23 protein-coding genes and 1 tRNA gene are annotated in these 26,808 nt (G+C 70.9%); 9 read left to right on the top strand and 15 right to left on the bottom strand.

The features are described from left to right. Positions 1-110: 110 nt before the first annotated feature. Positions 111-1,517 (bottom strand): FAD-binding oxidoreductase, encoded by a 1,407-nt coding sequence (locus tag ACFV2J_RS33945; RefSeq protein WP_385442262.1) that lies wholly within the window; start codon positions 1,515-1,517, stop codon positions 111-113. A 92-nt stretch (positions 1,518-1,609) separates the two neighbouring features. Between ACFV2J_RS33945 and ACFV2J_RS33940 the strand changes: the two genes are divergently transcribed. Beyond that, on the top strand, positions 1,610-3,292 hold the full coding sequence (locus ACFV2J_RS33940; protein ID WP_385082923.1) for a tetratricopeptide repeat protein: 1,683 nt from the start codon (positions 1,610-1,612) through the stop codon (positions 3,290-3,292). A gap of 67 nt (positions 3,293-3,359) precedes the next feature. Here the strand turns inward: ACFV2J_RS33940 and hppD are convergent, their stop codons facing one another. Beyond that, the gene (gene hppD, locus ACFV2J_RS33935; protein ID WP_385082922.1) at positions 3,360-4,514 is read right to left on the bottom strand and encodes a 4-hydroxyphenylpyruvate dioxygenase; all 1,155 of its coding nucleotides are present in this window, start codon (positions 4,512-4,514) and stop codon (positions 3,360-3,362) included. A gap of 122 nt (positions 4,515-4,636) precedes the next feature. Between hppD and ACFV2J_RS33930 the strand changes: the two genes are divergently transcribed. From ACFV2J_RS33930 to ACFV2J_RS33900, 7 genes are all read left to right on the top strand, one after another. After that, complete coding sequence (locus tag ACFV2J_RS33930) at positions 4,637-5,107, top strand: Lrp/AsnC family transcriptional regulator (RefSeq protein ID WP_187285622.1); 471 nt, start codon at positions 4,637-4,639, stop codon at positions 5,105-5,107. Between the two features lie 21 nt (positions 5,108-5,128). Further along, a complete protein-coding gene (locus ACFV2J_RS33925; protein ID WP_385082921.1) occupies positions 5,129-5,776 on the top strand; it encodes an ABC transporter permease in 648 nt (215 codons plus the stop codon). 73 nt (positions 5,777-5,849) lie between these two features. Continuing rightward, complete coding sequence (locus tag ACFV2J_RS33920) at positions 5,850-7,058, top strand: betaine/proline/choline family ABC transporter ATP-binding protein (protein WP_385082928.1); 1,209 nt, start codon at positions 5,850-5,852, stop codon at positions 7,056-7,058. Continuing rightward, on the top strand, positions 7,055-7,951 hold the full coding sequence (locus tag ACFV2J_RS33915; RefSeq protein WP_385082919.1) for an ABC transporter permease: 897 nt from the start codon (positions 7,055-7,057) through the stop codon (positions 7,949-7,951). Before ACFV2J_RS33920 ends, ACFV2J_RS33915 begins: the two co-directional genes overlap by 4 nt. Then, the gene (locus ACFV2J_RS33910) at positions 7,948-8,916 is read left to right on the top strand and encodes a glycine betaine ABC transporter substrate-binding protein (RefSeq protein WP_385082918.1); all 969 of its coding nucleotides are present in this window, start codon (positions 7,948-7,950) and stop codon (positions 8,914-8,916) included. The genes ACFV2J_RS33915 and ACFV2J_RS33910 overlap by 4 nt, the downstream gene beginning before the upstream one ends. A gap of 102 nt (positions 8,917-9,018) precedes the next feature. Further along, complete coding sequence (locus tag ACFV2J_RS33905; RefSeq protein ID WP_385082917.1) at positions 9,019-9,714, top strand: ArsR/SmtB family transcription factor; 696 nt, start codon at positions 9,019-9,021, stop codon at positions 9,712-9,714. Between the two features lie 89 nt (positions 9,715-9,803). Then, positions 9,804-9,992 carry a hypothetical protein gene (locus ACFV2J_RS33900; RefSeq protein WP_385082916.1) on the top strand — a complete coding sequence of 63 codons (189 nt, stop codon included), beginning with the start codon at positions 9,804-9,806 and terminating at the stop codon, positions 9,990-9,992. 44 nt (positions 9,993-10,036) lie between these two features. Here the strand turns inward: ACFV2J_RS33900 and ACFV2J_RS33895 are convergent, their stop codons facing one another. The 4 genes from ACFV2J_RS33895 to ACFV2J_RS33880 form a co-directional block, all read right to left on the bottom strand. Continuing rightward, the gene (locus tag ACFV2J_RS33895; RefSeq protein WP_385082915.1) at positions 10,037-10,825 is read right to left on the bottom strand and encodes a S16 family serine protease; all 789 of its coding nucleotides are present in this window, start codon (positions 10,823-10,825) and stop codon (positions 10,037-10,039) included. Positions 10,826-10,893: 68 nt separating this feature from the next. Next, the gene (locus ACFV2J_RS33890) at positions 10,894-11,535 is read right to left on the bottom strand and encodes an IclR family transcriptional regulator (protein WP_385082914.1); all 642 of its coding nucleotides are present in this window, start codon (positions 11,533-11,535) and stop codon (positions 10,894-10,896) included. A gap of 543 nt (positions 11,536-12,078) precedes the next feature. Continuing rightward, positions 12,079-13,878, bottom strand: coding sequence for a DEAD/DEAH box helicase (locus ACFV2J_RS33885; protein ID WP_385082912.1), 1,800 nt, complete (start codon positions 13,876-13,878; stop codon positions 12,079-12,081). 116 nt (positions 13,879-13,994) lie between these two features. Next, positions 13,995-15,428, bottom strand: coding sequence for an MFS transporter (locus tag ACFV2J_RS33880; protein WP_385082910.1), 1,434 nt, complete (start codon positions 15,426-15,428; stop codon positions 13,995-13,997). A 227-nt stretch (positions 15,429-15,655) separates the two neighbouring features. Here ACFV2J_RS33880 and ACFV2J_RS33875 point away from each other — a divergent pair. Then, a tRNA-Cys gene (locus ACFV2J_RS33875) sits at positions 15,656-15,727 on the top strand. Between the two features lie 445 nt (positions 15,728-16,172). Here the strand turns inward: ACFV2J_RS33875 and ACFV2J_RS33870 are convergent. The 9 genes from ACFV2J_RS33870 to ACFV2J_RS33830 all read right to left on the bottom strand — a co-directional run bounded on the left by ACFV2J_RS33870 (position 16,173) and on the right by ACFV2J_RS33830 (position 26,763). After that, positions 16,173-17,252 carry an MBL fold metallo-hydrolase gene (locus ACFV2J_RS33870; RefSeq protein WP_385082927.1) on the bottom strand — a complete coding sequence of 360 codons (1,080 nt, stop codon included), beginning with the start codon at positions 17,250-17,252 and terminating at the stop codon, positions 16,173-16,175. Positions 17,253-17,268: 16 nt separating this feature from the next. Continuing rightward, a complete protein-coding gene (locus tag ACFV2J_RS33865) occupies positions 17,269-17,556 on the bottom strand; it encodes a hypothetical protein (protein ID WP_385082909.1) in 288 nt (95 codons plus the stop codon). Positions 17,557-17,843: 287 nt separating this feature from the next. Beyond that, complete coding sequence (locus tag ACFV2J_RS33860) at positions 17,844-18,572, bottom strand: hypothetical protein (RefSeq protein WP_385082908.1); 729 nt, start codon at positions 18,570-18,572, stop codon at positions 17,844-17,846. Between the two features lie 946 nt (positions 18,573-19,518). Beyond that, on the bottom strand, positions 19,519-19,881 hold the full coding sequence (locus tag ACFV2J_RS33855) for a DUF6479 family protein (RefSeq protein WP_385082907.1): 363 nt from the start codon (positions 19,879-19,881) through the stop codon (positions 19,519-19,521). Positions 19,882-20,351: 470 nt separating this feature from the next. After that, entirely contained in the window at positions 20,352-21,530 is a 1,179-nt protein-coding gene (locus ACFV2J_RS33850) for an SUKH-4 family immunity protein (protein ID WP_385082906.1), read from the bottom strand. A gap of 322 nt (positions 21,531-21,852) precedes the next feature. Continuing rightward, positions 21,853-22,020 carry a hypothetical protein gene (locus tag ACFV2J_RS33845; protein WP_385082905.1) on the bottom strand — a complete coding sequence of 56 codons (168 nt, stop codon included), beginning with the start codon at positions 22,018-22,020 and terminating at the stop codon, positions 21,853-21,855. After that, positions 22,017-24,323 carry a xanthine dehydrogenase family protein molybdopterin-binding subunit gene (locus ACFV2J_RS33840; protein WP_385082903.1) on the bottom strand — a complete coding sequence of 769 codons (2,307 nt, stop codon included), beginning with the start codon at positions 24,321-24,323 and terminating at the stop codon, positions 22,017-22,019. Before ACFV2J_RS33840 ends, ACFV2J_RS33845 begins: the two co-directional genes overlap by 4 nt. Then, the gene (locus tag ACFV2J_RS33835; protein WP_385082902.1) at positions 24,320-25,873 is read right to left on the bottom strand and encodes a (2Fe-2S)-binding protein; all 1,554 of its coding nucleotides are present in this window, start codon (positions 25,871-25,873) and stop codon (positions 24,320-24,322) included. The genes ACFV2J_RS33840 and ACFV2J_RS33835 overlap by 4 nt, the downstream gene beginning before the upstream one ends. After that, entirely contained in the window at positions 25,870-26,763 is an 894-nt protein-coding gene (locus tag ACFV2J_RS33830) for a xanthine dehydrogenase family protein subunit M (RefSeq protein ID WP_266699461.1), read from the bottom strand. The genes ACFV2J_RS33835 and ACFV2J_RS33830 overlap by 4 nt, the downstream gene beginning before the upstream one ends. Positions 26,764-26,808 lie beyond the last annotated feature (45 nt).

Here is a 26,808-nt window from a genome sequence, read left to right as displayed (position 1 = left end):
GAATTCCCGGAGCGCCGCTTCCGCGGCGGGGGGGGCGGCGCGCCCGCCCGGCTCCGGTGCCGGGACAGGCCCCTTCCCGCCGCGGCGGGAACCGGTGCCGCGGCGGGAAGCTAGAACACCTTGCCCGGGTTGAGGATCCCGAGCGGGTCGAACGCGGCCTTGACGGCGCGCTGCATCTCCACCCCGACCGGCCCGATCTCGCGTGCCAGCCACTCCTTCTTCAGGACGCCGACCCCGTGTTCGCCGGTGATCGTGCCGCCGAGCTCCAGGCCGAGGGCCATGATCTCGTCGAAGGACTCGCGGGCGCGCCGGGACTCGTCGGGGTCGGTGGCGTCGAAGCAGACGGTGGGGTGGGTGTTGCCGTCGCCGGCGTGCGCGCAGACGCCGATGGTCAGGGCGTACTTCTCCGCGACGCGCTCGATGCCGTCGAGCATGTCGCCGAGCCGGGAGCGCGGCACGCACACGTCGTCGATCATCGTGGTGCCCTTGACCGCTTCGAGCGCGGTGAGCGACAACCGCCGTGCCTGGAGGAGGAGTTCGGACTCCGCCGCGTCCTCCGCCGGTACCACCTGGGTGGCGCCCGCGGCCTCGCACAGCGCGCCCACGGCGGCGAGGTCGGCCGCCGGGTCGTGGGTGTCGAAGGCGGCGAGGAGAAGCGCCTCCGTGGTCTCCGGGAGGCCCATGTGGGCCAGGGCGTTGACCGCCTTCACCGTCGTGCGGTCCATGAGTTCCAGGAGGGAGGGCACATGGCCGCCCTCCATGATCCGGCAGACGGCGTCGCAGGCGGCCCGCGCCGACCCGAACTCGGCGGCCAGCACCAGCTGCCGGGGCGGCCGCGGCTTCAGGGCCAGCACCGCCCGTACGACGATGCCGAGCGAGCCCTCCGATCCGACGAGGAGGCGGGTGAGGTCGTAGCCGGCGACCCCCTTCGCGGTGCGGCGGCCGGTGCTCATCAGCCGTCCGTCGGCGAGCACGACGTCCAGGCCGAGGACGTACTCGGCGGTCACCCCGTACTTCACGCAGCACAGGCCGCCCGAGGCGGTGCCGATGTTGCCGCCGATCGTGCACATCTCCCAGCTGGAGGGGTCCGGCGGGTAGTACAGACCGTGTTCGTCGACCGCGCGCGAGAGCACGGCGTTGACGACGCCGGGCTCGACGACGGCGATCCGGTCGACGGGGCTGATCTCCAGGATCCGGTCCATCTTCACCAGGGAGAGCACGATGCAGCCGTCCGAGGCGTTCGCGGCGCCGGACAGGCCCGTGCGGGCGCCCTGCGGGACGACCGGGACGCGCAGGGCGGTCGCGGTGCGCATGACGTGCTGGACCTGTTCGACGGTGCGGGGCAGGACGACGACGGCGGGTGTGCCGGCCTCGCAGAAGCTCGCCATGTCGTTGGCGTACGAGACCGTGACGTCCGGGTCGGTGAGGACCGCCTCGCTCGGCAGGCCCGCCAGGAGACGGTCGACGAGGGTGCCGGTGGCGTCGTCGCGCGGGGCTTCGATACGGCTCATGATCACAGCGTCGCACTCGGGGCCATCGGTGTGAACCCCGTCTGCCGCACCCTTCGTGTGCCGGGATGTGGTCGTCGTACTGACGCATGGTGAGCGGCATGGAGATCGAACAGCGGGAGCGGGCCGTCACCGGTTCCGGACCCCGGAGACCGTCCGGGCGGCGCCGCTCCCGCGCTGCCCGGCGCGCGCTGATCGGCGGGGTCGCGGGGTGTGCCGTGTTCGGCGGGGTGATGGTGCTGCTGCCCTCGGGCGGGTTCACTCCGACGCCGCCCGCCCCGGGGCCGGTGGCCGGTGCGATGACGGCGGTGGCGGCCGGGATGCCCGTGTCGCTGCGGGAGCTGACGGCGCTCGTCGGCGACCGCGAGACCTATCTGCGCGCCCATCCGCGGGACGCCCGGTCGTGGGCGGTGCTCGGGACGGCGTACGTGGAGCAGGGGCGGCGCACCGCCACGCCCGGATTCTTCCCGAAGGCCGAGCGGGCGCTGCGTACGTCGCTGACGACCGGGCCGACGAGGAACCTGGCCGCGTCGCAGGGGCTGGCCGCGCTCGCCAACGCCCGCGGTGACTTCCGCGAGGGCCGGAAGTGGGGGGAGACGGCGCGGAAGCTGGCGCCGAAGCAGTGGACGACGTATCCGCTGCTGATCGACTCCTACCGGGGGCTGGGCGACTACAAGGCGAGCCGCAAGGCGCTGGAGAAGCTTCAGGCGCTGCACTCCGGGCCGCCGGTGCTGGCCCGGGCCGCCCTCGTGTACTGGGACCGGGGCTGGCGCGAGGACGCGGTGGCGGCGTTCTCGGAGGCGGCGACGGGTGCCCGGACGCCGGCCGAGCGGGCGGCCTGGCTGGCGGAGTCCGGCAGGCTGGCATGGGAGCGCGGGGACCGTGAGCTGTCGCTGCGCTCCTACGAGGGCGCGCTGCGCAGCGACCGGAGCGAGCCGGCCGCGCTCGCCGGGCGGGGGCGTGCGCTGGCGTCCCTCGGGCGGGTGCCGGAGGCGCTCCGCTCCTATCAGGCGGCGTTCGCCGGGCGGCCCGCGCCGGGATACGCGCTGGAGCTGGGTGAGCTGTACGAGGCGCGGGGCCTCGGCCCGGCGGCGCGGGCGCAGTACGGCCTGGTACGGGCGCGGGTGCGGACGGAGACCGCGGGCGGTGTCGACGACGCCCTGGTCCTCGGGCTGTTGGAGGCGGACCACGGGGACGCGGCTCAGGCGGTGCGGGGGCTGCGCGCGGAGTGGAAACGGCAGCCGGGTATCGGCGTCGCGGACGCGCTGGGGTGGGCCCTGCACCGGGCCGGGAAGGACGAGGAGGCCCTGAAGTTCGCGGCGCGGGCGACGGACAAGGAGCACGGCGGCGGGGTGCGCAGTGCGCTGTACGTCTATCACCGGGGGCAGATCGAACGCGGCCTGGGGCAGACGGGGGCGGCCCGCCGGCATCTGACGGAGTCGCTCCAGATCAATCCGTACTTCTCCCCCCTTCTCGCTCCCCTGGCCCGGCGGACGCTGGACACGCTGGGTGAGCCGTCCACCTCGTCCACGGCGCTTCCGGACGGGCTGGAGGAGGAACCGGCGTTCCCGGAACCGGAGCCTCCGGAGCCGGTCCGCACCTCACCGGCGCCACCCCCGGCGGCCGGGTCCGTCCCTTCCTGGTCCGCTCCTCCGGCTCCGGCCGGTTCGCTCCCGGCACCGGACCCGGCGGTCTCGGCGTCGCCGGGATTCCCGGCCGACCCGGCCATGGGCGGGCGGCGGACGGAGCCCACACCCGTGCCCCGCCGTACCGGCCCGCACTGACCGGGCGGGCGGTACGGCGGGCGGGCGGGCGGGTGACGGGGCCGCGACGTCGTGCCGCGGGGCGCCGCTACAGGTTGCCGCGCTTCTCCTGCTCCCGCTCGATCGCCTCGAACAGGGCCTTGAAGTTGCCCTTGCCGAAGCCCATCGAGCCGTGCCGCTCGATCATCTCGAAGAAGACGGTCGGCCGGTCCTGGACCGGCTTGGTGAAGATCTGCAGCAGATAGCCGTCCTCGTCGCGGTCGACGAGGATCTTCAGTTCGCGCAGGGTGTCGACGGGGACGCGGGTGTCGCCCGCCCACTCGCCGAGGGTGTCGTAGTACGAGTCGGGCGTGTCGAGGAACTGGACCCCGGCCGCGCTCATGGTCCGTACGGTCTCGACGATGTCGTTGGTGTTCAGCGCGATGTGCTGGACGCCCGCGCCGCCGTAGAACTCCAGGTACTCGTCGATCTGGGACTTCTTCTTGGCGACGGCGGGCTCGTTGATCGGGAACTTGACCTTGAGCGTGCCGTCGGCGACGACCTTCGACATCAGGGCGCTGTACTCGGTCGCGATGTCGTCGCCCACGAACTCCTTCATGTTCGTGAAGCCCATGACCTTGTTGTAGAAGGCGACCCACTCGTTCATGCGGCCGAGCTCGACGTTGCCGACGCAGTGGTCGACGGCCTGGAAGGTGCGCCGGGCCGGCGGCTCGACGATCGGGTCGGCGGCCGCGTACCCGGGCAGGTAGGGGCCGTCGTACCCGGTCCGCTCGACGAGCGTGTGCCGGGTCTCGCCGTACGTGGCGATCGCGGCCAGCACGACGGTGCCGTTCTCGTCCTTCAGCTCGTACGGCTCGGTGAGCGGGCGGGCGCCGTGCTCGACGGCGTACGCGAACGCGGCGCGCGCGTCCGGGACCTCGATGGCGAGGTCGACGACCCCGTCGCCGTGTGCCGCCACGTGCTCGGCGAGGAAGTGGCCCCAGGGGGTGGAGGGCCTGATCACGGAGGTCAGGACGAAGCGCGCGGAGCCGTTCTCCAGGACGTACGACGCCGTCTCGCGGCTGCCGTTCTCCGGTCCGGAGTAGGCGACCAGCCGCATGCCGAACGCGGTGGAGTAGTAGTGCGCGGCCTGCTTGGCGTTGCCCACGGCGAAGACGACGGCGTCCATTCCCTTCACCGGGAAGGGGTCGGCCTGCCGGGCGGTGTCGGGAGCCTGGTCTGGGTTCGCGTCGATGAGGGACATGGCCGCAGGCTCTCGCCCTTCCACAAGGTGCGCAATAGTTTGCGTATCGACTGGGCAATGTGTTCAGCGGTCCGCCCCGGATGCCGGGCGGTCTGTACAGGATGACCACTCCGGAGGCGTGCATGGCGATCGATCATCTGGACGGCCGGCTCATCGTGCTGCTGGCGCGGGAGCCGCGGATCGGCGTGCTGGAGATGTCCCGGCGGCTGGGGGTCGCGCGCGGCACGGTGCAGGCCCGGCTGGACCGTCTTCAGTCGAATGGAGTCATCCGGGGATTCGGCCCGCAGGTGGACCCGGCGGCGCTCGGGTACCCCGTGACGGCCTTCGCGACGCTGGAGATCCGACAGGGGCAAGGCCCGGACGTACGGGCTCACTTGGCGACCGTCCCGGAGGTTCTGGAGCTGCACACGACCACCGGCAGCGGGGACATGCTGTGCCGGCTGGTGGCCCGCTCGAACGCCGATCTCCAACGGGTGATCGACCGGGTCGTCGGTTTTGATGGCATCGTCCGGGCCTCCACGGCGATCGTCATGGAGAACGCCGTACCGCTGCGGATCATCCCGCTGGTGGAACAGGCGGCGGCCGAGCACTGACCGACGACAGGGTGAGGCGGCGTGAACTTCTGGGAGTACCTGAGCAGCCGCCATCAGCAGCTGCTCATGGACGCGTACCAGCACGCCAGCGTGGTCTTCCAGTGCATGGTCGTGGCGACGCTCATCGGCGTGGTGCTCGGTGTGGTCACCTACCGCAGCGACTGGGCGGGCGGCCTCGCCACGACCACCACCTCCACGATCCTGACCGTCCCGTCGCTCGCCATGATCGGTCTGCTGATCCCGGTCGTGGGGCTGGGCGTCCCGCCCACCGTGATCGCGCTGACGCTGTACGGACTGCTGCCGGTGGTGCGCAACTCGATCGTGGGCCTGCGCGGGGTCGACCCCGCGCTGGTGGACGCCGCGAAGGGCATCGGCATGTCACGGCCGGCCCGGCTGCTGAAGGTCGAACTGCCGCTCGCCTGGCCACCGATCCTCACGGGTATCCGGGTCTCCACGCAGATGCTGATGGGCATCGCGGCGATCGCGGCCTACGCCTCCGGGCCCGGCCTCGGCAACGAGATCTTCCGAGGCATCGGGTCCCTGGGCAGCAAGAACGCGCTCAACCAGGTGCTCGCGGGCACGGTCGGGATCATCATCCTCGCGCTGCTGTTCGACGCCGCGTACGTGCTCATCGGGCGGCTGACCATCCCGAGGGGGATCCGTGGCTGAGACGACCGAGGCCGGGCGGGACCGGGACCGGCACGCCGCCGCCGTCGCGCACACGTCCACGACCGGCGCCACCATCGAGCTGGATCACCTCACCAAGCGCTATCCCGGCAGCCGCGACCCCGCCGTGGACAGCGTCAACATGGAGATCAAGGCGGGCGAGCTCGTCGTCTTCGTCGGCCCGTCCGGCTGCGGCAAGTCCACCACCCTCAAGATGATCAACCGGCTGATCGAACCGACCGGCGGCCGTATCCGCATCGGCGGCGAGGACGTCACCGACATGGACCCGGTGAAGCTGCGCCGCAGGATCGGGTACGCGATCCAGTCGTCCGGGCTCTTCCCGCACATGACGGTCGCCCAGAACATCGCCCTGGTACCGAAGATGGTCGGCTGGCCGAAGCCGCGCATCAGGGCGCGGGTCGAGGAGATGCTGGACCTGGTCGGCCTCGACCCTGGCGAGTTCCAGGGCCGCTATCCGCGCCAGCTGTCGGGCGGCCAGCAGCAGCGGGTGGGCGTGGCGCGGGCGCTGGCCGCCGACCCGCCCGTGCTGCTCATGGACGAGCCCTTCGGCGCCGTGGACCCGATCACCCGCGACCATCTCCAGGACGAGCTGATCCGGCTCCAGCGCGAGCTGCACAAGACGATCGTCTTCGTCACGCACGACTTCGACGAGGCGATCAAGCTGGGCGACCGGATCGCCGTCCTGCGCGAGCGCTCGCACATCGCGCAGTTCGACACCCCGGAGGCGATCCTCACCAACCCCGCCGACGACTTCGTGTCGGGGTTCGTGGGCGCGGGCGCGGCGCTCAAGCGGCTCAACCTCACCCGGGTGCGGGACGTGGAGATCACGGACTATCCGACGGTCACCGTCAACGACCGCCTCCAGGAGATCTTCAACAAGCTCCGGAGCAGCGGGACGAACGAGATCCTGCTGCTCGACAAGCGGCGCCGCCCCTACAAGTGGCTGCGGCGCGGTGACCTGATGCGGGCCAAGGGCTCGCTGGCGCGGGCGGGCACGCTGGTGCACGACACGGTGACCCGGGACGCCACTCTGCGGGACGCGCTGGAGGCCGTGCTCACCGACAACACCGGCCGGGTGGCGGTGACCGGGCGGCGCGGCGAGTACATCGGTGTCGTCGACATGGAGACGCTGATGAACTCCGTGCACGAACTGCTGGAGGAGGACCGGCTGGAGGCGATGGAGCACCAGCACGAGCTGGAGGACGCGCGCGCCCAGCAGACCCACTTCGAGCAGGAGGGCCCGGGCGGGGAGGCGAAGGCATGAGGACTCCCCCGCCCGGTCGCCGGCCCGAGGGCGAGCACGAGGTCAAGGGGCTCGCGTTCCGGGACGACGGCGCCTTCCCCGACGACGAGGCCCTTCCCGAGGACGCCGGCCTCCCGGACGAGCGGGAGGCCCCGCCGCCGCCCACCGCGCCGCGGCGCCGGATCACCTGGCAGAAGCTGACCGTCCTGCCGGCGGTGCTGGCGGCCGTGCTGCTGGCCACCTGGGTGTGGTTCCAGCAGGCCACCCTCGACCCCATCTCCAAGAACGCGCTGTCGAACGGACAGGTGTCGAAGGCCCTGTGGCAGCAGATCGAACTGACCGTGATCTCGACGTTCTTCGTGCTGATCATCGCGATCCCGCTGGGGGTCCTGCTCACCCGCGGGATGTTCCGCAAGGCAGCGCCGGTCGCGATGGCCTTCGCCAACATGGGGCAGGCCACCCCGGCGATCGGTCTGCTGGCACTGCTGGTGATCTGGCTCGGCACCGGCCAGAAGGCGGCGCTGATCGGCATCACCGTCTACGCCATCCTGCCGGTCCTCTCCAACACGATCGCGGGTCTGAAGGCGAACGACCCGACGCTCCTGGAGGCGGCGCGCGGTATCGGCATGTCCCCGATGGGGGTCCTGTCGAGGATCGAACTCCCGCTGGCCGTCCCGCTGATCCTGGCCGGCGTCCGTACGGCCCTGGTCCTGAACGTGGGCACGGCCACGCTGGCCACCTTCGGCGGGGGCGGCGGACTCGGTGTCCTGATCACCACCGGGATCACCAACCAGCGGATGCCGGTCCTGGTGCTCGGTTCGGTCCTCACCGTGACGCTCGCGCTGCTCGTGGACTGGCTGGCCTCGCTGGCCGAACTGCTGCTGCGACCACGGGGACTGGAGGCGGACTCATGAGACGGACGGGTCCGTGCGCGGTACTGGCCGGTGCGCTGGTCCTGCTCTCCGGCTGCGGTCTGACCAGCGGCTCCCCCATGGTCGACGACGTCGTTCCCGGCTCGATCGGACAGGGGCTGCCGCTCAAGGGCGCCCATCTGACGGTGACGTCCAAGGAGTTCACCGAGCAGCTGATCCTCGGCGCGATCATGGGTATCGCCTTCCAGGCGGCCGGCGCGGACGTCCTCGACCGGACCGGGATCCAGGGCTCGATCGGCGCCCGGGAGGCCGTCAAGAGCGGTGACGCGGACGGCATGTACGAGTACACGGGCACCGCCTGGATCACGTACCTCGGCAACAGCAAGCCCATCCCCGACCCGCGGAAGCAGTGGCAGGCGGTGCGCGACGCCGACCTGAAGAACGGGATCACCTGGCTGCCGCCGTCCGCGCTCAACAACACCTACGCGCTGGCCATGAACCAGGCCAACTTCAAGAAGTACGGCACGAAGACGCTCTCCGACGTGGCCGCGCTGTCCAGGAAGGACCCCGGCGCGGTCACGCTCTGCGTGGAGAGCGAGTTCGCCAACCGGGCCGACGGGCTGCCGGGCATGGAGAAGGCGTACGGGATGAGCGTGCCCGCGAAGAACGTCACGCAGATGGACACCGGGATCATCTACACCCAGGTGGCGAAGGGGAGTTGTACGTACGGGGAGGTGTTCACCACGGACGGGCGCATCCGGTCGATGCACCTGGCCGTGATGGCGGACGACAAGAAGTTCTTCCCCAACTACAACGCGGCGCCCGCGATCAACTCCAAGGCGCTGAAGCGGTATCCGGCGATCGCCCGGGTCCTCGACCCGGTGACGAGGAAGCTGGACAACACGGTGGCGCAGGAGTTGAACGCCAAAGTGGACGTGCAGGGGCAGGACCCGCACGAGGTGGCGCTGGACTGGATGACCGCGGAGGGGTTCGTGAAGCAGGGCTGAGGCCCGGGCGCTCCGCGTCGGCGTTCAGCGGGCCCGGCATCCAAAGAAGTACTTGCAAAGAAACCCTTGCAAGCTCTTCTTTGCAACGCTACCTTTGCATGCATGCAGGAGCACGGAGAACAGCCCGGACCGGCCGCACCCGGCACACCGGCCGAACCGTCCGCACCCGAACCCACCACACCCGAACCGTCGGTATCCGAACCGTCGGTATCCGATCCGACCGCACCCGGTCTGACCGCCCGCACCCTCGACGCCCGCTCGCTGCGTGGCATCGCGCATCCGCTGCGGATGCAGCTGCTGAACTCGCTGCGACGCCGCGGCCCGGCCACCGCGTCGCAACTGGCCGCGAAACTGGGCGAGTCCAGCGGGGCCACCAGCTACCACCTGCGGCAGCTGGCCGCACACGGCTTCGTCGAGGACGCCCCGGGGCAGGGCAAGGGGCGGGAGCGCTGGTGGCAGGCGGTCGATCAGGCGCTGGTCTTCGACAGTGACCGGTTCGAAAGCTCGGACCCGGAGGTGCGGGGCGCCGCCGACCTCTTCCTGCACGAGGTCGCGACCGTCCACAACCGCGAGCTGTCCACCTGGATCGCGAACCGGGACGACTGGCTGCCGGTCTGGTCGCGCGCCAACGACATGAGCGACTGGACCCTGCGGCTGACACCCGAACGCTCCGCGGAGCTGGTCACCAGGATGCACGAACTCCTGGAAAGCTACCGCGCGGGCGCCTCGGCCGAGGACGACCCCGAGGCCGCCGAGGTCCGCGTCCACAGCCACGTCTTCCCTGTCCAGAAGGGCTGAGCCCGCCCCACCGCCGCCACCTCCGCAAGGACAGAACCTTCCCCACCGACCCCCCTCACCAGGGACCGACAGGACCGAGAGGTACTCCGATGATCAACGCTCAGACGCATCTCGCCCTGCACCACATCCGCGCGGCCGACCTCCGCGCGGAGGCCGACGCCCACCGGCTCGCCGTCGCCGCCCGGGTGCCGGGCGAACTGCGCACCCGACTCGGCTGGACCCTGGTGGAGGTGGGCCTGCGCCTCGCCTCCGCGCCCAGGCCGGCCGTCGCTTCCTAGGACACGTCCGGCTTTCGCGGCCCCCGGGGATCACGGGACCGCCTCTAGCAGCCGGGAACCGCGCCCTTCCCCTTCTCCAGGGACACCAGCGCGTCGACCGCGCCCTTGAGCGTGGTCACCGCCACCAGCCGCAGCCCCTTCGGCAGCTCGGCCTTGGCGTCCGAGCACTCCGCCTTCGGGACCAGGAAGACGGTCGCGCCGTCCCGCCGCGCGGCCTGCGCCTTCAGCGCCACGCCACCGACCGCGCCGACCCTGCCGTCGGCGTCGATCGTCCCCGTACCCGCGACGGTGCGGCCGCCCGTGAGGTCGCCCCCGCTGCCGTCGCCGTCCAGCTTGTCGACGATGCCGAGCGTGAAGAGCAGCCCGGCGCTGGGGCCGCCCACGTCGGCCAGCTTGAGCGTGACCTTCACGTCGTTCTTCTCGTGCAGATAGGACAGGGCCGCCTCGGTGGCCGTGTCCTGCGACTGCTTCATCTCGTCGGCGTTGTGCTGCTCGATCTCCTTGACGCTGTTCCCGCTCGGGTAGACCGAGTCGCGGGGCATCACCGCCCGGTCCTTGGCGAACCAGCCGCTGATCACGTCACCGAGCGAGACGTGCGCGTCCGGCCCGGTCGCCTCGATCGTCGTCATCCGCAGCTGACCGCGGGTCTGCCGGACGGGCGCCCCGCTGATCGTGATCACCGGGTCGCCCTTGTTCTCACCGAGGACGTTCGCCGTCAGACCGGGCTGCGCGAGGGAGAACGGCAGCGGCGCGAAGACAGCCGTGGCGAGCAGGGCCACGACGGGAACGGCGCAGACGGCGACGGCCTTGGGACGTGTGAGGCGAGAGAGCACGGGATCAATCTAACGTCCGTGCCGTCCCGGATCTTCAGGGAGTCGTCCGCCGGGCCACCCGGCCGGCCTCAGCGCAGTGCGTCCGCGACCTCGCGGGCCGCGTCCATGACCCGCGCCCCCACCCGTTCCGGCACGGAGTCCGCGAGCATGACGACACCCACGCTGCCCTCGACACCGGTCACGCCGAGGAGCGGAGCCGCGGCGCCGCTCGCGCCCGCCTCCAGCTCTCCGTGCGTGAGCGTGTAGCCGGGCTCGCCCACGGGTGCCTGGCGCGCGGAGAGGATCGCGCGGCCCGCCGCACCCCGGTCCAGCGGGTGCCGGAACCCGGCGCGATAGGCGACGTGGTAGTCGGTCCAGGTGGGCTCGACGACGGCCACGGCGAGGGCCTCGGTCCCGTCGACGAGCGTGAGATGGGCGGTGGCCCCTATGTCCTCGGCCAGTGCGCGCAGCGCGGGCAGCGCGGCCTCCCGGACCAGCGGATGCACCTGGCGGCCCAGGCGCAGCACCCCGAGCCCGACCCGCGCACGGCCGCCCAGATCACGGCGTACCAGCGCGTGCTGCTCCAGCGTGGCGAGCAACCGGTACACGACCGTGCGGTTGACACCCAGTTTGTTCGAGAGCTCGGTGACCGTCAGCCCGTGATCCGTGTCGGCGAGCAACTTGAGGACGCGCAGTCCCCGGTCGAGCGTCTGAGAGGTCTCCGCGGTCACGACGCCCACTCCTTAGTGGTGAGGTCGGCGGCCCCCTCCCGGCGGTCGCGCCGCCGAGTCCCGTCGGCGACGCGCTTCAGAGGCCGCCGTCGGCTGACGACCCGGGCTCTTCCCGGGCGGAGTCGCTACACGGCTGCGCTCCGCGGCTGCGCTGCCACGGGGCGTGTGCGTAGCGTGACAGTAGCGAGCCGGTCCGCTCAGCGGAAGTCTCCGTCCAGAATCCGGGCATCGGCGGGTACGGACTCTCTCCCTTTGTCCCGTTACACGCAGCGCCCGCCACACGGCGCGCACCACCCCCACGCACAGCGCACACGCCCCGGGGGTAGCTGCCCCGGCACACACGAGAGCGCGCGACGGCCTCGATCGGCGCCGCGGTGGACGGACTCAGTGGTGGACGCACTCACTGGTGGACGGACCCGGGTGCGGACGGACCCGCGAGTGGGCGGACACGGCGGTGGACGGACCCGCGAGTGGCCGGGCTCGGTGACGGACGGACCCGCGAGTGGCCGGGCTCGGTGACGGACGGACCCGGGGCACGGGTCGTCACCGCATCCTGGTGGCCCACTCCTGCACCTTGGCGATCCGCTGCCGCAGCTGTCCCGCGGTGGCCTCCGCGCTCGGCGGGCCGCCGCACACCCGCCGCAGTTCGGTGTGGATCACACCGTGCGGCTTGCCGCTCTGGTGGACGTACGCGCCGACCATGGTGTTGAGCTGCTTGCGCAGTTCCAGCATCTCCTTGTGCGAGACCACCGGACGCCGCTCGGCGGGGAGTTCGAGGAGATCGGCCTCCTCCGCGGGCTTCTTGCGGCTGTGCGCGATCTGCCGGGCCTGCCGCTTCTGCAGCAGCATCTGCACCTGGTCGGGTTCCAGCAGCCCGGGAATGCCGAGGTAGTCCTGCTCCTCCTCGCTCCCCGGATGGGCCTGCATCCCGAACTCGGCGCCGTCGTACAGCACCCGGTCGAAGACGGCCTCGGACTCCAGCGCCTCGAAGGAGAACTGCTCCTGCTCGCCGGTGTCCTCGTCCTGCTCCTTGTTCGCCTCGTCCATCTCCTTCTCGGACTCGGCGTACGGGTCCTCCTCGCCCTCCTTCTTGGGCTTGTCGAGGACGTGGTCCCGCTCGACCTCCATCTCGTTGGCGAAGCCGAGAAGGTCGGGGACGGTCGGCAGGAAGACGGAGGCGGTCTCGCCGCGTCGCCGGGAGCGGACGAAACGGCCGACGGCCTGCGCGAAGAACAGGGGGGTCGAGATCGTGGTCGCGTACACGCCGACCGCGAGACGCGGGACGTCGACGCCCTCGGACACCATGCGGACGGCGACCATCCACCGGTCCTGGCTCGCGGCGAAGTCGTCGATGCGATTCGAGGCGCCGGTGTCGTCGGACAGGACGAGGGTCGCCTTCGTACCGGTGATCTCGCGGATCAGCTTGGCGTAGGCACGGGCCGAGTCCTGGTCGGAGGCGATGACGAGGGCACCGGCGTCCGGGATGCCCTTGCGCACCTCGGTCAGCCGCTGGTCGGCGGCGCGCAGCACACTGGGCATCCACTCGCCGCGCGGATCGAGCGCGGTGCGCCACGCCTGGCTGACTGCGTCCTTGGTCATCGGCTCGCCGAGCCGCGCCGCGATCTCGTCGCCCGCCTTCGTGCGCCACCGCATGTTGCCGCTGTAGGAGAGGAAGATGACCGGCCGCACGACGCCGTCGCCGAGCGCCGACCCGTAGCCGTAGGTGTAGTCGGCGGAGGAACGCCGGATGCCGTCGTTGCCCTCCGCGTACGTGACGAACGGGATGGGATTGGTGTCGGAGCGGAACGGCGTACCGGTGAGCGCGAGCCGCCGGGTGGCCGGCTCGAACGCCTCCAGGCAGGCCTCGCCCCAGGACTTGGAGTCACCGGCGTGGTGGATCTCGTCGAGGATGACGAGGGTCTTGCGCTGCTCGGAGCGGTTGCGGTGCAGCATCGGCCGGACACCGACACCGGCGTACGTCACGGCGACGCCCTGGTACTCCTTGCTGAGCGGACCCGCGCTGTACTCGGGGTCCAGCTTGATCCCTATCCGCGCCGCCGCCTCGGCCCACTGCTTCTTCAGGTGCTCGGTCGGCGCGACCACGGTCACCTGCTGCACCACGTGGTGGTGCAGCAGCCAGGACGCGAGGGTCAGCGCGAACGTCGTCTTGCCGGCGCCGGGTGTGGCGACGGCCAGGAAATCGCGCGGCTGCTCCTGGATGTACCTCTCCATCGCCCCCTGCTGCCAGGCGCGCAGCTTGCCGGCGGTACCCCAGGGGGCGCGCCCGGGAAAGGCGGGTGAGAGGTGGTGCGAGGAGGAAGCGTTGGCGGCGGTGGTAGTCACGGTCTCCGTGGGGTGGTCGAGCGGCTCGGCTACGTATGACAACCGGGCCACCCTACCGGCGACCCGGATGTGTCACGGCGCGGACGAGGCCGGGTCACCCGCGGATGCGACCCACCTCACAGCGCGCGCAGCCGGGTCGTCACCCACGCGCCGGTCAGTGCCACCGCCGCCATCGGCAGGAACACGACGGCGAAGGCGGCGGGGTGGGCGTCGGCCGCCGAGGTGGCCGTGTCCGTGACCGTGCCGCCGCCCAGGGAGGCGAAGGCCGCGCCGCCCGCAGCGAGCAGGACTATGTTCGAGAGCGCGTCGGAGATCTGCAGCGAGGCGGAGTTCGCGCCGGCCTCCTCGGGCGCCGAGAGCTTGAGCAGCAGCACGCTGGTGGAGGCGATCACCAGCCCCATCCCGAAGCAGCCGAACCCCCAGGCGACCGCGACGGTCCACACCGGCACGGCGGGCACCAGCACACTGGGCACCGCGGCGATCGCGGCGGCGACCAGCACCATCCCGAAGAACATCAGCCGTTCCCGGTACGGCTCCACGCGCGGCCTCGACTGCACGTACGAACCCAGCGCCCAGGTGCCGCCGCCCGCCGCGAGCGAGAACCCGGCGAGCGTCGGCGACAGTCCGCGCTGGGTGACCAGCATGAGCGGCACGAAGGACTCGGCGGCGACGAAGGCACCGGCCGCGACCCCGCGCAGCAGGACCACGGAGGGCAGGCCGCGCGCGGCCCGGTAGGTGCCGGCCGGGAGCAGTCTGAGCACGGCCGGGACGAGCAGCGCGGCCCCCGCCGCGGCCGGGACGAGCGACAGCCACCTCAGGTCCTGGGCGGCGTACTGGAGCAGCCCCGCGCCGAGAGCGATCCCGAGCGCCGAGTGGATGCGCCGCCGGCCCGGGGGGAGCGCGGCGTCCGCCGTCCGTCCGCGCGTGCGCCGCCGGATCTGCGGCAGGGCGAGGGCCAGCGGGAGGACGACCAGCACCGGTATGCCGACGAAGACCCAGCGCCAGCCGAGGTGTTCGGTGACCGCGCCCGCCGCGAGCGGTCCCACGACGGACGGCACCACCCAGGCCGCGGCGAAGCCCGCCATGATGGCCGGCCGCAGCCGCTCCGGGTAGGCCTGCCCCACGACCACGTACAGCGCGACGATCACCAGGCCGCCGCCGAGCCCCTGCACCGCCCGGCCGAGCACGAACAACCACATGCCGCCGGCCGTGCCGGACAGGATCAGTCCCGCCGCGAAGGCCCCGATTCCCGCGGTCAGCGAGCCGAGGGGACCGTCCCGGTCCGACCACTGGCCGGCGAGCACCATCCCGAACAGGCTGGTCGTGAAGTACCCCGAGAACGCGAAGGCGTACAGCGCGACCCCGTCGAGTTCCCTGGCCGCCACCGGCATGGCCGTGCCGACCGCCGTCGCCTCGAACGCGATCAGCAGCACGACGGAGACGATCCCGACGGTGAGCGCCCGGTACGGCCGGCTCAGCACCCCTTCCACGGCCTGGGCCCCGGCCTGCGGCCGGGCGGTTGCGGCGTCCTTCGGTTCCAGTGCGGTCATGGCCTTCAGCGTAAGGGGCACAACCCGCACTGACTCCTGTCCGAAGACCGTGATCAGCTGGTTCTTTGGTCGTACGACCACTCTCGCGCCCCGCCCCGCGAGGCGCTTCGTGAACGGCGTGTGGCAGTCCCGTTGCGGCGGGCCCGGACCCCTTGAGCCCCGCCGCCGCCCCCGCCTACGGTCGACCCATCAGGTTCGGAACGAGTGAGCCGTGCCGCACCTGACACGGCCGTGTGCCCGAGTGGTTCAGGGACTCGCCTGCAAAGCGAGTTACGCGGGTTCGATTCCCGCCACGGCCTCTGCATGCCTGACCAGGCAAAATGATTGGGTGGCACTCCTACCGAGTGCCACCCAATCCGCCGCCTGTCAGTTCCCGTCTCATTTGGGCTTCCCGACACCCGCCGAGGCAGAGCCGAGACCTCCCCTTGTTGAGGGGCCCGAACCGTCGGCCGTAGGGCCTCGATGGTTGTATCCCCGACGCGGTACGTCAGCGTGTAGGACCCGCCGTCGCCCCTTCGAAGTTCCGTACAGTGTTCCCCGTCGGACTCATTGCGGTTTATGTCCACCCAGCCGAGCGAGCCAGAGCCGAGCGGAGAAGCCGGGGTTCCTCGCTTCTTGAGCAGCACAAATAAAAAACGGACGCAGCCTTCATTCGAGGTCGCGCCCTTCTCTTCTTCCGCTCCCTCGTCACGGCGAGTGTCGTTCAGTATCCCAGCATTCTTTAATGCGGATCACGGGACAACTCTAGGTGGTTTCCCTCAGCTTGGAAGCCGGGGCGAAGTTATCCACCTGCCACCCTCCGCCGGCCAACGAAACCCTTGCGCGTAGATGTCCAATAATGCCGTAGGGGTCACGGGGATTCTTCGCCATGGATCCAAGTTTGGCCGCTTCCCTCCTGAAGGCCTTATTCGGAGTAGGGTTACGCGGGGAAGTAATCCACGCCTTGTCGGTGCGACTTGCGAAGTAGGCAATTTCCTCTTCGCTAGGGATACTCACATTCCCTCCACGAAACGGGGCAATCAATACAACTGGGTTGTCGGCCAGTAGATCGCTCCACAGCCCTTCGTGGTGAGATGTCTTCGAACCATGGTGCGCAGCCTTGTAAAGGGTCGCAGGTTGCGTAGGGGTGAAACTTTGCAAAACCGCCCCCCAACCACACCCCTCAGGCCCTCGGAGGATATCTGCGCCAAGCAGCACGTTTATCTCGCCTGCGGCTACCCACAACGCAATAGAAGCCTCGTTGGGATCATAAGTTGAACGGCGAGTTCGCTCACCCAGCGCGAACAGATGATTTTTTGCGAGCACCTGTTGCGCCCTGTATACCCCATGTTCTGACGGCGATAGCGCTGTAACCCTTGTCGCAGGCGCAGCACCCTGAGCGGACAAGTCGAGCAGGATTTTATTCTCTTCGGCGCGGCGGCCAGGCACCTTTCCTGTCTCTCTTCTCCGCCGTTCGATGATCTCGAAAATGCGCCGATATTCTTTGTATGCGGCCGTGTTGGTGACTCCTGCGATCTCGCGTTCAGCTTCAACGAGCGCCAGAAATTCACGGTTCATCAATGCATGCGAAGTGACGACGGTGGCCGCAGAGCAAGCTTCGACGACCTCCGCGATCCCATCAAAATGGTCATCGTGCGCGTGGGTGGCCACAACCGCGAGAACTTCAGTGGCGAGATCGACGCCCATTCCGCGAAGGTAGTCCAAAGCAGCGACCCCGCGAGTGCGTTGATCACGACAGGAATCTACTACCATCCATCGACGTCCACCGAGGTGCACAACAACTGACTCACCCTTGCCAGGACCAAATAGCGAAACCTCGAACACATCGAGCGGAGGAGGCTCAGTCGAAAAGCTGCTCAAGGCGCTCCATGAGTGCGTCGGCCTTATCGTACACGTTCTGCACTTCCTTCTGGGTGATGCGCCCAAGCCTCCGGAGTCGCAGACTCTCGGTGAGAGTCGGCCGAATTCCAGGCGACGTCACCTTGCGTACCGATAGATAGAAAACGTCACCCGGGACTACGCCGTCTGCATCGCATCCGAGCAATTCTCGATCGAAGTCTGCCGTAATAGGCATACCTTCGCGATCAATCGGATAGAGCTCGGCGGTAAAGAAGTCCTCATCGACCACGAGGATCTTCCCCTCCCATTTACTGAGCCCCGTAACGGTACGCGAGGAACGCGGGCGCGCATGCAGCGCTTGAGTGCTCCACGTAGACGGCCCCGTATCGGGCTGTCCGGCCTCTGTGAGAGTCTGCACTTCCCTCACCGCACCCGAAGGCTCAATAGTTGGAGGAGTCAGCGCGACAGTCAACGAGAGAGCCTCTGTGCCCCGGGGAGGCAGAGGAATGGCAGTCGTTTCAGCGTCGAATCCGCTACCTGCTGACTGGGTTAGAGGCACAAATGGCGTAACGGTTCTCATTGACTTCCCCCTGTTGACTCTCCGAGAGAGGCGACGCGATCAATAACGGCCTGAGCGCGTCCGCGAGAAATGCTGAACCCTTCAGTCAAAATCTTCGTCGCGACGGTGATCTTTTCAGGCGACCGATCCAAATCCGTCTGCTCAGGGGGCGCCGGCTCGAACCGCTGCGTGGGCGAGTCGGCGTGGGTGAGCGTGTAGTGATCATTAATGGACACAAACACACCCGGCCGCACAGCAGCAGACGGCTGCACATTGACGTTGACGCTGCCGCTGTATCCGTCGTCTCGCGCCCCCATGAGGCCGACGCTCATCATTCCAGGCAAATGCAGCACGTCATTCCACGCTTCTTTAGGTGTCAGCGCATCTCCAATAGCATGCCATGCATCGAATGGGGTCGAAAAGTGAACGGTGCGATTGATGCCCAACGCACTAATAGTCGGAGTTCCTCCTGAAAGGAGAATCCCAGTCGCCAGATCTCGCGCTGCCTCTACGTCATTGGCTTCTTCGGTATTAACTTCAAGGGTATCGGGAACTACCTTGAGTTGAATCGAACCAAAGTTCACAACGGAGGCTTTGGGGCTAATCAGTTCTATCTGATAGGACTCGTAGTCCTCCGGGCCGATCAAATCCATCTGCCGTAGCCAACGTGGCGTGACGAGGAGCGGGTCGAACTCGCCCAGCACTACGACCGCCATGGCGTCGCTGGCCAGCTCCGGGTTGTCCACCTGACTCCTTCCCTCATATGATCTTGATCCGAGCCCTGGCGTCTTTTGGATGGCATGCTAGCTGTTACAGCATCCCCTAGGAACATCCTTCGGACCACTACAGACGAAGGTGCTGTAGGCCATCGTCGCGCTGCCGCACCGAGGCCGTCCCCTTCTCATCTGGCACTTTGAAGCTGATCAGCGAGGCCTGCCAGCTATTCCTCAGTGAGCTGATAGCGGTCTGGGTCCCACCGCACCTTGTAGTGCGGCTCCAGTTCCGCAATCGCCTTACGCATCTCGTGCGTGGAGTCAAGGAACCACTCCACGCGCTGGACGGGAAGGCGCTCGTTGACTCGCGGGCCCGTTCGCCGCCCCCGAGCATCACTGGATCCACGTGCACAGGTGCCGTCGATGCGTACAGCACGATCTTGACGGCTGTGATGGTTCGATCGCATGCCCGACGCCTGTCGGTATGGTGATCGAAGTAGGTCCTCGCCCACGGCGCCAGCGTGCCGCCGCTCAGCCCACCGATGAGAGCGGCCACGACGGGTACGGCGTACACCACATGTCCCCCCTGGTCTCAATGCTGGATGCCGTGAAGAGTAGCGACGCCCCCACCTCCCCCCGCGACTTGCCCCCGCCCCCGTCTCAGCTTCCGTCTCGTTCATCGCCGCACGCGGCCATTCAGAGCTGTTCAGTCTGCAGGTGTAGGCACGGCGTCCGTACGGGAACGAACTACGCTGCACGTGCCCGGATCATGCCCTAACCAGCACAGACAGACCTGCAAAGCGAGTTACGCGGGTTCAATTCCCGTCACGGCCTCCAGAGTCCGCCGGTCCCCCGCGTCGGGGCAGGCGAACGGGGCTCCGCGCGTGATAGGTGCGCGCGGGCCCCGGTGTCGGTGGGCCGGTGTCCCGGTGGGGACGCTCGGGTGGGGCGTCTCGGTTCTCAGTCGATGGTGGGCGTCTCAGTGGGGGCCCAGGCCTCCGCTGCCGAACGAGCCGCTGCCGCCCTCGGCCCAGCGTCGCCGTTCTTGCGACGCGCTCGGCCTGGACGAGTGGGACAGCTCGTACGGGGTGAGGGCATGCCCGCTCTTGTCCACCTTGGGGATCTCCGCCGACTCGCGCATCTCACGGACCTCGTGGACCGCGCCCTCCGGTGGCAGCTGCGGGTGCTCCTCGGGGCGTGGGAGCTGTTGGCTCGCCCGTATGCGGCAGCCCAGCCAGAGGCTGCCGGCCAGCAACGTCACGAGGGCCACGGCGACCAGGAACAGCCCGAGGCTGAGCAGACCGCTGGGCGCTGCCATCATCTCCATCGATGCAGTACTCATATCACCCAAATACCCACAAATACCCTGCCGAATCGGACGCCCCTACCGCGGACCACGGACCAGCCCCTCCGGTCCCGACAGGGCGGCCGGCCCGTGCCGACGACCCGAGGCCGGTACGGCCCGCCTCCGGGGGACCGACCGTCCGGGGCCGTCCCGGCCTTGTGCGACGCGGGCGCCGCGCGTGCCCGGGCACGTGAAACCGTCCCGTCCCGGCGGGAACGCGTCTCGTCGCGGGCGCCGAGCCACCCGGACCGAGCCGCCTGGGCCGAGCCGCCTGGGCCGAGCTGCCCGGGCCGAGCTGCGTGGACAGAAGCGAATCCGCCCCGTCACGGGGGGCGTCTCTCGTCGCGGCACTACGTGACCCGGCCCGGCCCGGCCCGACCCGACGCAGCCCGGCCCGCAGCGTGCACCCCGGGCCCAGCGCCCCGCCCCGCGCCCACCCCCGTCGGCCCCCCATCCGCCCCGCAGGGCTACGCGTACAGCGTGCCGCCCGCCTGGTCCTCGAATATCCCCGGCCAGTAGCGCAGGCCGTCGTCGCCGTCCAGCTTCGGGGTCGGGTCGCAGGCGACCGGGTCGACCGCGGCGAGGGTCTGGGCCATGGTGGCGGCTAGCTGCTCATAGGAGTCGGTGAGGTCGTACGCCGCGTCGATCGACTTCTCGCGGTGCAGCAGCCAGAGGGTGAAGGCGAGCGTGGAGATGTCGGCGTTGAGCGGGCGCAGCGTGGCGTCCGGCTCGCTCCAGGCGAGGACCGCGCCTGTAGCGCCGTCCACGACGAGGCTGGTGTCCTCCACGAGATAGCCGAGGCGTATGAGCCGGTCCGCCGTCACGGGCAGTTCCTCGGCGGTGAACTCCTCGGGGCGCTCGTCCGCGTAGTACTCGGTGAGGGCGGGCAGCGGCACCTCCGTGTCCAGCTGGAAGAGCAGGCCGTCCTCCGGCAGGCCCGTCTCGCGCAGGAAGCGGCGCGTCGGCTCGTGCACCAGCGCGGGCGGGAAGTCGACGTCCTCGAAGCGCATGATCGCGCCCGGACCGAACTCCTCGTCCAGGAGCCGCTGCGGCAGGTCGAGCAGGACCCCCTCGCCGGGGCCAGCGATCCGCGCGAGGGGGCGGATCAGCGCGGCCATCCGCCAGTACGCCGCCACCTCGCCGCCCGCGCCCGTCTCGAAGACCTCGGTCAGCGACTCGGAGGCCTCCGTGACCGCCTTCGGACCGAACCGGCCGCCTTGGGACGCGAACTGCCCCCGGGACGCGGTCAGTTCCTCCGTCGCCGCCGCGAAACGCACCAGCGCCGCCAGCGACGGGGCCAGCGGGGCGAGGTCCGTCAGGACGGGACGGGAGGAGAGGTACATCGTGGCGACCCTCCCGGTCGCCCCGTCCAGCACGATCGACTCCAGGTCCCGGTCGAAGGTCCGCAGCGCCCCGATGACCAGCTGGTCCCGGAGCTCCTCGGCGAGCTTGTCGGCGTCCCCGGCCAGGTCCGTCACCCTGCGCAGACCGTGCTTCCGCAGGGTGCCGAACTCCAGCAGGGTGCCCTCGGAGGGCAGTCCGGGACCCGTCAGCCAGTGCCGTGTGCCCGCGTGTGTGATGTACGGATCCAGCTCGCCCTCGGTCAGCGTGATCGCGCCGACGACATCGGTGTCAGTCGTACTCATGGCTCCCCCGCGCATGTGAACGCTTGTGTGCTTCCCCCGGGGAACACCCCACCGCCCAGCGGCTGTTCCCCACTGACCGAGAACCATACGCCGCTCCACTGACAACGCCGGAAACATGCAGGCACACGGTGGGCACAGCCGGGAAACACGCCGGTTCAAGCCACCTTCGGCAGGACCCGGCGCCCGGCGCGGACGCCCCACCGCCCCGTGTCGGGCGCGAGAGATCGCGGCGCGGGAGATCACGGCGCGGAAGATCACTTCCCGGGGCACGCGGTCGCCCGGGCGTCCCGCACGCGGAACGTCCGGCCCGCGGCCGGCGCCCTCAGGTGAAGTACACGCCGCCCAGGACGACCGCCAGGGCCGCCACGAAGAACAGCAGCACCCAGATCATCAGCTTGCCGATGCCGGGCGGGGGTTCGAAGCGCGGCAGGTCCCCGTCGCCGTCCCGCTGCTGCCGGGGTTCGTCCCCGAGGGGCCCGGTCGTGGTCATGCGGTCGTCACCACCGCGGCCTGCGGGCGGATCGGCAGGCGGTTGACCGGACGCCCGGTCGCCGCCCGTACGGCCGACGCGACGGCGGCCGGGGAGGTCACGACCGGCACCGCGCTGACCGCCTTCGCGCCGAAGGGCGCGACGACGTCCCGCTCCTCGACGAGCTTGACGATGCGGATGTCGGGCGCGTCCAGGGCGGTCGGCAGGGCGTAGCCGGTCAGGTCGGGGTGGCGGACCAGGCCGCGCGCGGTGCGCAGGTTCTCGGAGAGCGCCGCGCCGACGCCCTGGGTGACGCCTGCCTCGATCCGGGCCGTGAGCTGCGCCGGGTTGAGGATCCGGCCGACGTCCTGGGCGAGAGCGAGCTCGACGACCCGTACCGAGCCCAGCTCGATGTCCACGTCCACCACCGCGCGGATCGCGCAGAAGGCGAGGCCCACGAAGGCGTCGCCCTGTCCCGCGGCGTCGAGCGGCTCGGTCGGGTGCGGGCGGCACTGCGCCGTGGCCCACAGCTCCTTGCCGTCCATGGCCTCGGTGACGGTCGTGGAGAGCACGCCGTCGTACGACGTGATCTTGCCGTCGGTGATCTGGAGCAGCTCGGTGGACATGCCGAACTTGTGCGCCAGGGGCTGGAGCAGCTGCGTGCGGACCATCTTCGCCGCGCGTTCGACCGCTCCGCCCGACACCCAGGTGTGGCGGCCCCGGCAGCTCGGTCCGGCGGGCGGCTGGTCGGTGTCGACCGGTGCGACGTGCACCTCGTCGATGCCGAGCGTCTCCTGGACGATCTGCCGGGCCAGCGTGGTGAAGCCCTGACCGGTCTCGACGGCCGCGCAGAGCACCGTGGCGACACCGTCGTGGACCTTGACCGTGGCGGTGGAGACCTCGTCCGTGCCCTCCGCGCCGAGCATGTGGACCATGCCGAGGCCGTAGCCGACACCGCGGCGCACGGCGCCGGGCTCGCCCGCGCCCTCGGGGCCGCCGGGGAGCAGCCACTCGTCCTCGGGCGTGTCCTTGGGGAGGGCGGGGAGCGGGAAGTCCCGTACGGCCTGGAGGAGTTCCGCGACCGGGGCGGGGCAGGTCACCGTCTGGCCGGTCGGCAGCACGTCGCCGGTGGCCATCGCGTTGCGCAGGCGCAGCTCCGCCGGGTCCACGCCGAGTTTCTTCGCCAGCTTGTCCATCTGCGCCTCGTAGGCGGCGCAGACCTGCATGGCGCCCTCGCCGCGCACATGGCCGGAGGGCGGGTTGTTGGTGCGTACGGCCCAGCCCTCGATGAAGGCGTTCGGGACGACGTAGGGGCCGCAGGCGAAGGAGACCGCCGCGGCCAGGGACTCCGAGGACGTGTCGGCGTAGGCGCCCGCGTCGAGCAGGATCTGCGCCTCGACCTTGACCAGCTTGCCGTCGCCGTCCGCGTGGTGGCGGTAGCGCAGCAGGGTGGGGTGGCGGTGGGCGTGGCCGAGGAAGGACTCCTCGCGCGTAGCGGTGAGTTTCACCGGGCAGCCGGTCTTCAGCGCCAGCAGTCCGAGGGGGAGCTGGAAGCCCTGGTCCTCGCGGTCCGCGGTGGCGCCGGGCACGCCGGTGACGACGACCTTCACGCGCTCGGGCTCCAGGCCGTAGCAGGCGGCGGCCGTGTCGCGGTCGGTGTGCGGGTCGGTGGAGGCGATGTAGAGCTCCACCCCGCCGTCGGGGCGGGGCACGGCGAGGCCGGCCTCCGCGCCGATCGGGGCGGGGTCCTGGCGGCCGATGCGGTAGAGGCCCTCGACGACGATCTCGCCCGCCGCGTCGGGGTCGCCGTGGCGCAGCGGGATGTGCCGGATGAGGTTGCCGTCGGGGTGCAGCGGTTCGGCCTCGAAGGCCTGCTCGGGGTCGGTGACCGGTTCGAGGACCTCGTACTCGACGATGACGGCGGCCGCGGCCATCCGGGCGGTGTCCGGGTGGTCGGCGGCGACGGCGGCGATGGGCTCGCCGTGGTGGCGCACGACCTCGGAGGCGAAGACGGGACGGTCGGCTCTGCCGCGGCCGTGCAGAGCGGCGCCGGGCACGTCCTCGTGGGTGATGACCGCGCGAACGCCGGGCATCTCGCGCGCGTGGCTGGTGTCGATCGACACGATGCGCGCGTGCGGGTGGGGCGACCTGAGGACGGCCGCCCAGAGCAGCCCCTCGGCCCACAGGTCGGCCGCGTACGGGAAGGTGCCCTCCGTCTTGGCGCGGGCCTCCGCGGCGGGCAGCGACACGCCGAGCCCGTGCGGCAGCGGCTCCGGTCCGGTGTCGGTCGCCGCGGCGGCCGTGGTCACGGTCTCGTTGCTCACGCCTGGCCTCCGTCCTGGCCGTACGGCTGCTCGTACGGCGCCTGGGCGTCGTACGGAGCGGGGTCCTCGTACGCCGACGGGTTGACTCCCCCGGCGCCGGGGCCCGCCTGGTGCGGGATGCGCGGCTCGTCGGCGTCCGGCGTGGACTCGGCGGCGGCCGCGCTGTGCGCCTCGCGTTCGGCGACGACCTCGCGCACGGCGTTCAGGACCCCCCGGTAGCCGGAGCAGCGGCAGAGGTTGCCGCAGAGCGCCTGGCGGGCCTCCAGTTCGGTGGGGGCGGGGTTGCCCTCCAGGAGGTCGTGCACGGTCATGGCCATGCCCGGTACGCAGAAACCGCATTGCACCGCGCCGCACTTGGCCAGCGCGCGCTGCACGTCCGAGGGCCGGCCGTCGGCGGCCAGCCCCTCCACGGTGCGCACCTCGCTGCCCGCGGCGGTGACGCCGGGCACCAGGCAGGACGCCACGAGCCGTCCGTCCACCTGCACGTTGCAGGCGCCGCACTCGCCCTGCGAGCAGCCGTCCTTGGCGCCCGCGAGGCCGAGCCGCTCGCGCAGGACGTAGAGCAGCGACTCGCCGATCCAGGCGTCGGTCACCGGGCGGTCGGCGCCGTTGACCCGCAGGACGTAGGAGGCGAGGGGGTGTTCGTCGTGCGCGGGCGGCGCGTCGGAGTGCTCGTCGGCGGCGTCCCGGGGGGCGTCCTCGGGGTCGTCGGGGGCCGTGGAGCCGGCCTCGCCGGAGGCGGGGCCGGGCGGCCCGGCGGGGTGCGGTTCGCGTGCTTCGGCGGACGCGGAGGGATCACCCTCGGCCGACGGGCGGCCGGCGTCCGGCCCGGAGGCCTCATGGGCGCGCTCCGCGGCCCGCTGGGCGGCCTCGGCGGCCGGTTCGGCATGTACAGACCGCGAGGGCGCCACGGGGGCCCCAGCGGCCTCAGGAGCGGCCGACGGCGGTGCGGCGGACCAGGGTTCCCCGATGGCCTCCGTCGTCGCCCAGGGCGCGGACGCGCCGCCGGGGAGCGTGGCGGGCGGGGTGCCGCCCCACTGCTCGACGAGCGCCGACGTGGTGAACTCGCCCGATTCGTCCGGAAGATCACCTCCGGCGACCGGGATCGACCACTGTCCGGTGACGTCGTGCCCGGGCGCGTCGCCCGTGTGGTGACCGCCGGCGCCGCCCTCCCGGGCGGCCTCCCCGAAGTCCCACTGTCCGGTGGCGCCGGGGTGGTACGAGAACCCGTCGTGCGTGGTCCGGTGATGCCTGGTGTCCTGGTGCGCGGTGCCCTGCTCGGGCCACCGGCCCGCCTCGGCCTGCGCGTCCCACGCGCCCGTGCCGCCCTGGTCCTGCGCCGGGGGCGCCGTGGTGATCTCCGGGGGCACGTAACCGTGTCCGGGCGCCGCGAGCGGGCTGTTGCGGTCCCGTTCGGCGAGGAGGGCCTCGATGCCCCCCTCGGGCAGCTTGACGAACGCGGTGGCGCCGTCGTCGTAGTCGCCCTGCGGGAGGGGGTCCCAGCGGCCCCTGCCCTGCGGAGCGCCCTCTTCGTGCTGGTCGTCGGTCACGACAGTGCCCTCCCCAGTGCTCGTCGGGCCAGCGCGGCGACGGTGCGGCGCAGATGCAGTACGGCGGGCGGAAGCGGTTGTACGGAGCCGTCCTCGGCCGGGACCGGGTCGGGGATGCAGGCGGCGGCGACGTACTCGCCGAACGCGGTGAGTGCCTCGGGCACGATGGCGCGGTTGTTGTCCCAGTCGATCAGCTGGGCGACCCATGCCTCCGCGTCCAGGGGCCGCAGGGGCATCGGCGCTATGGCACCGACGGCGCACCGCACGCCGCGGCGGGCCGGGTCGAGGACCAGCGCCACGGACGCGATCGCCCGCCCGGGACCGGTGCGTCCCGTCGCCTTCAGGAAGACCTGCGGCGCGTGCAGCAGCGGAACGCGGACGTAGCCGATGAGTTCACCGCCGCGCAGCATCTCCATGCCCGCGAGCAGGTGCGACACCGGGATCTCCCGGCGGGAGCCGCCCTGGCCCGCGATGACCAGCGTGGCCTCCAGGGCGGCCAGCACGGGTAGCGCGTCGCCGGTGGGCGCGGCCGAGGCGATGTTGCCGCCCAGGGTGCCCGCGTTGCGGATCTGCGGCGGCCCCGCGGCACGCGCGGCGGCGGCGAGCGCGGGGATGAGGGCGGCGAAGTCGGGACGCCCCATGCGGGCGTGGGTGAGGCCGGCGCCGAGCAGCGCGTGGCCGTCCTGGTACTGCCAGCCCCGGATCTCGCTGATCCGGCCGAGGCCGACGAGCGCGGCGGGCCGCAGCTGGCCGGAGTTGACCGCGGCCATGAGGTCGGTACCGCCGGCCACCGGGACGGCGGCGGGCATGGCGGCCAGCGCCGCCACTGCCTCGTCCAGCGAGGCGGGCAGCGTCACGGCCTGCGCCGCCTGCGGTGCGTGCGTGGTCAAACCGGCTGCCCCTTCCCGCTGCCCCACCTGGTCCCACCTGTGTTG

It is taken from the genome of Streptomyces sp. NPDC059668 (assembly GCF_042734135.1).
Lineage (GTDB): Bacteria > Actinomycetota > Actinomycetes > Streptomycetales > Streptomycetaceae > Streptomyces.
This window is presented reverse-complemented; position numbering and strand designations above follow the sequence as displayed.

What these genes read in the sequence shown, in the direction of transcription:
- ACFV2J_RS33940 (WP_385082923.1), top strand. Translation starts at nt 1,610, where the DNA reads ATGGAGATCGAACAGCGGGAGCGGGCCGTCACCGGTTCCGGACCCCGG.
- hppD (WP_385082922.1), bottom strand. Translation starts at nt 4,514, where the DNA reads ATGTCCCTCATCGACGCGAACCCAGACCAGGCTCCCGACACCGCCCGG.
- ACFV2J_RS33930 (WP_187285622.1), top strand. Translation starts at nt 4,637, where the DNA reads ATGGCGATCGATCATCTGGACGGCCGGCTCATCGTGCTGCTGGCGCGG.
- ACFV2J_RS33915 (WP_385082919.1), top strand. Translation starts at nt 7,055, where the DNA reads ATGAGGACTCCCCCGCCCGGTCGCCGGCCCGAGGGCGAGCACGAGGTC.
- ACFV2J_RS33910 (WP_385082918.1), top strand. Translation starts at nt 7,948, where the DNA reads ATGAGACGGACGGGTCCGTGCGCGGTACTGGCCGGTGCGCTGGTCCTG.
- ACFV2J_RS33905 (WP_385082917.1), top strand. Translation starts at nt 9,019, where the DNA reads ATGCAGGAGCACGGAGAACAGCCCGGACCGGCCGCACCCGGCACACCG.
- ACFV2J_RS33900 (WP_385082916.1), top strand. Translation starts at nt 9,804, where the DNA reads ATGATCAACGCTCAGACGCATCTCGCCCTGCACCACATCCGCGCGGCC.
- ACFV2J_RS33880 (WP_385082910.1), bottom strand. Translation starts at nt 15,428, where the DNA reads ATGACCGCACTGGAACCGAAGGACGCCGCAACCGCCCGGCCGCAGGCC.
- ACFV2J_RS33855 (WP_385082907.1), bottom strand. Translation starts at nt 19,881, where the DNA reads ATGAGTACTGCATCGATGGAGATGATGGCAGCGCCCAGCGGTCTGCTC.
- ACFV2J_RS33850 (WP_385082906.1), bottom strand. Translation starts at nt 21,530, where the DNA reads ATGAGTACGACTGACACCGATGTCGTCGGCGCGATCACGCTGACCGAG.
- ACFV2J_RS33845 (WP_385082905.1), bottom strand. Translation starts at nt 22,020, where the DNA reads ATGACCACGACCGGGCCCCTCGGGGACGAACCCCGGCAGCAGCGGGAC.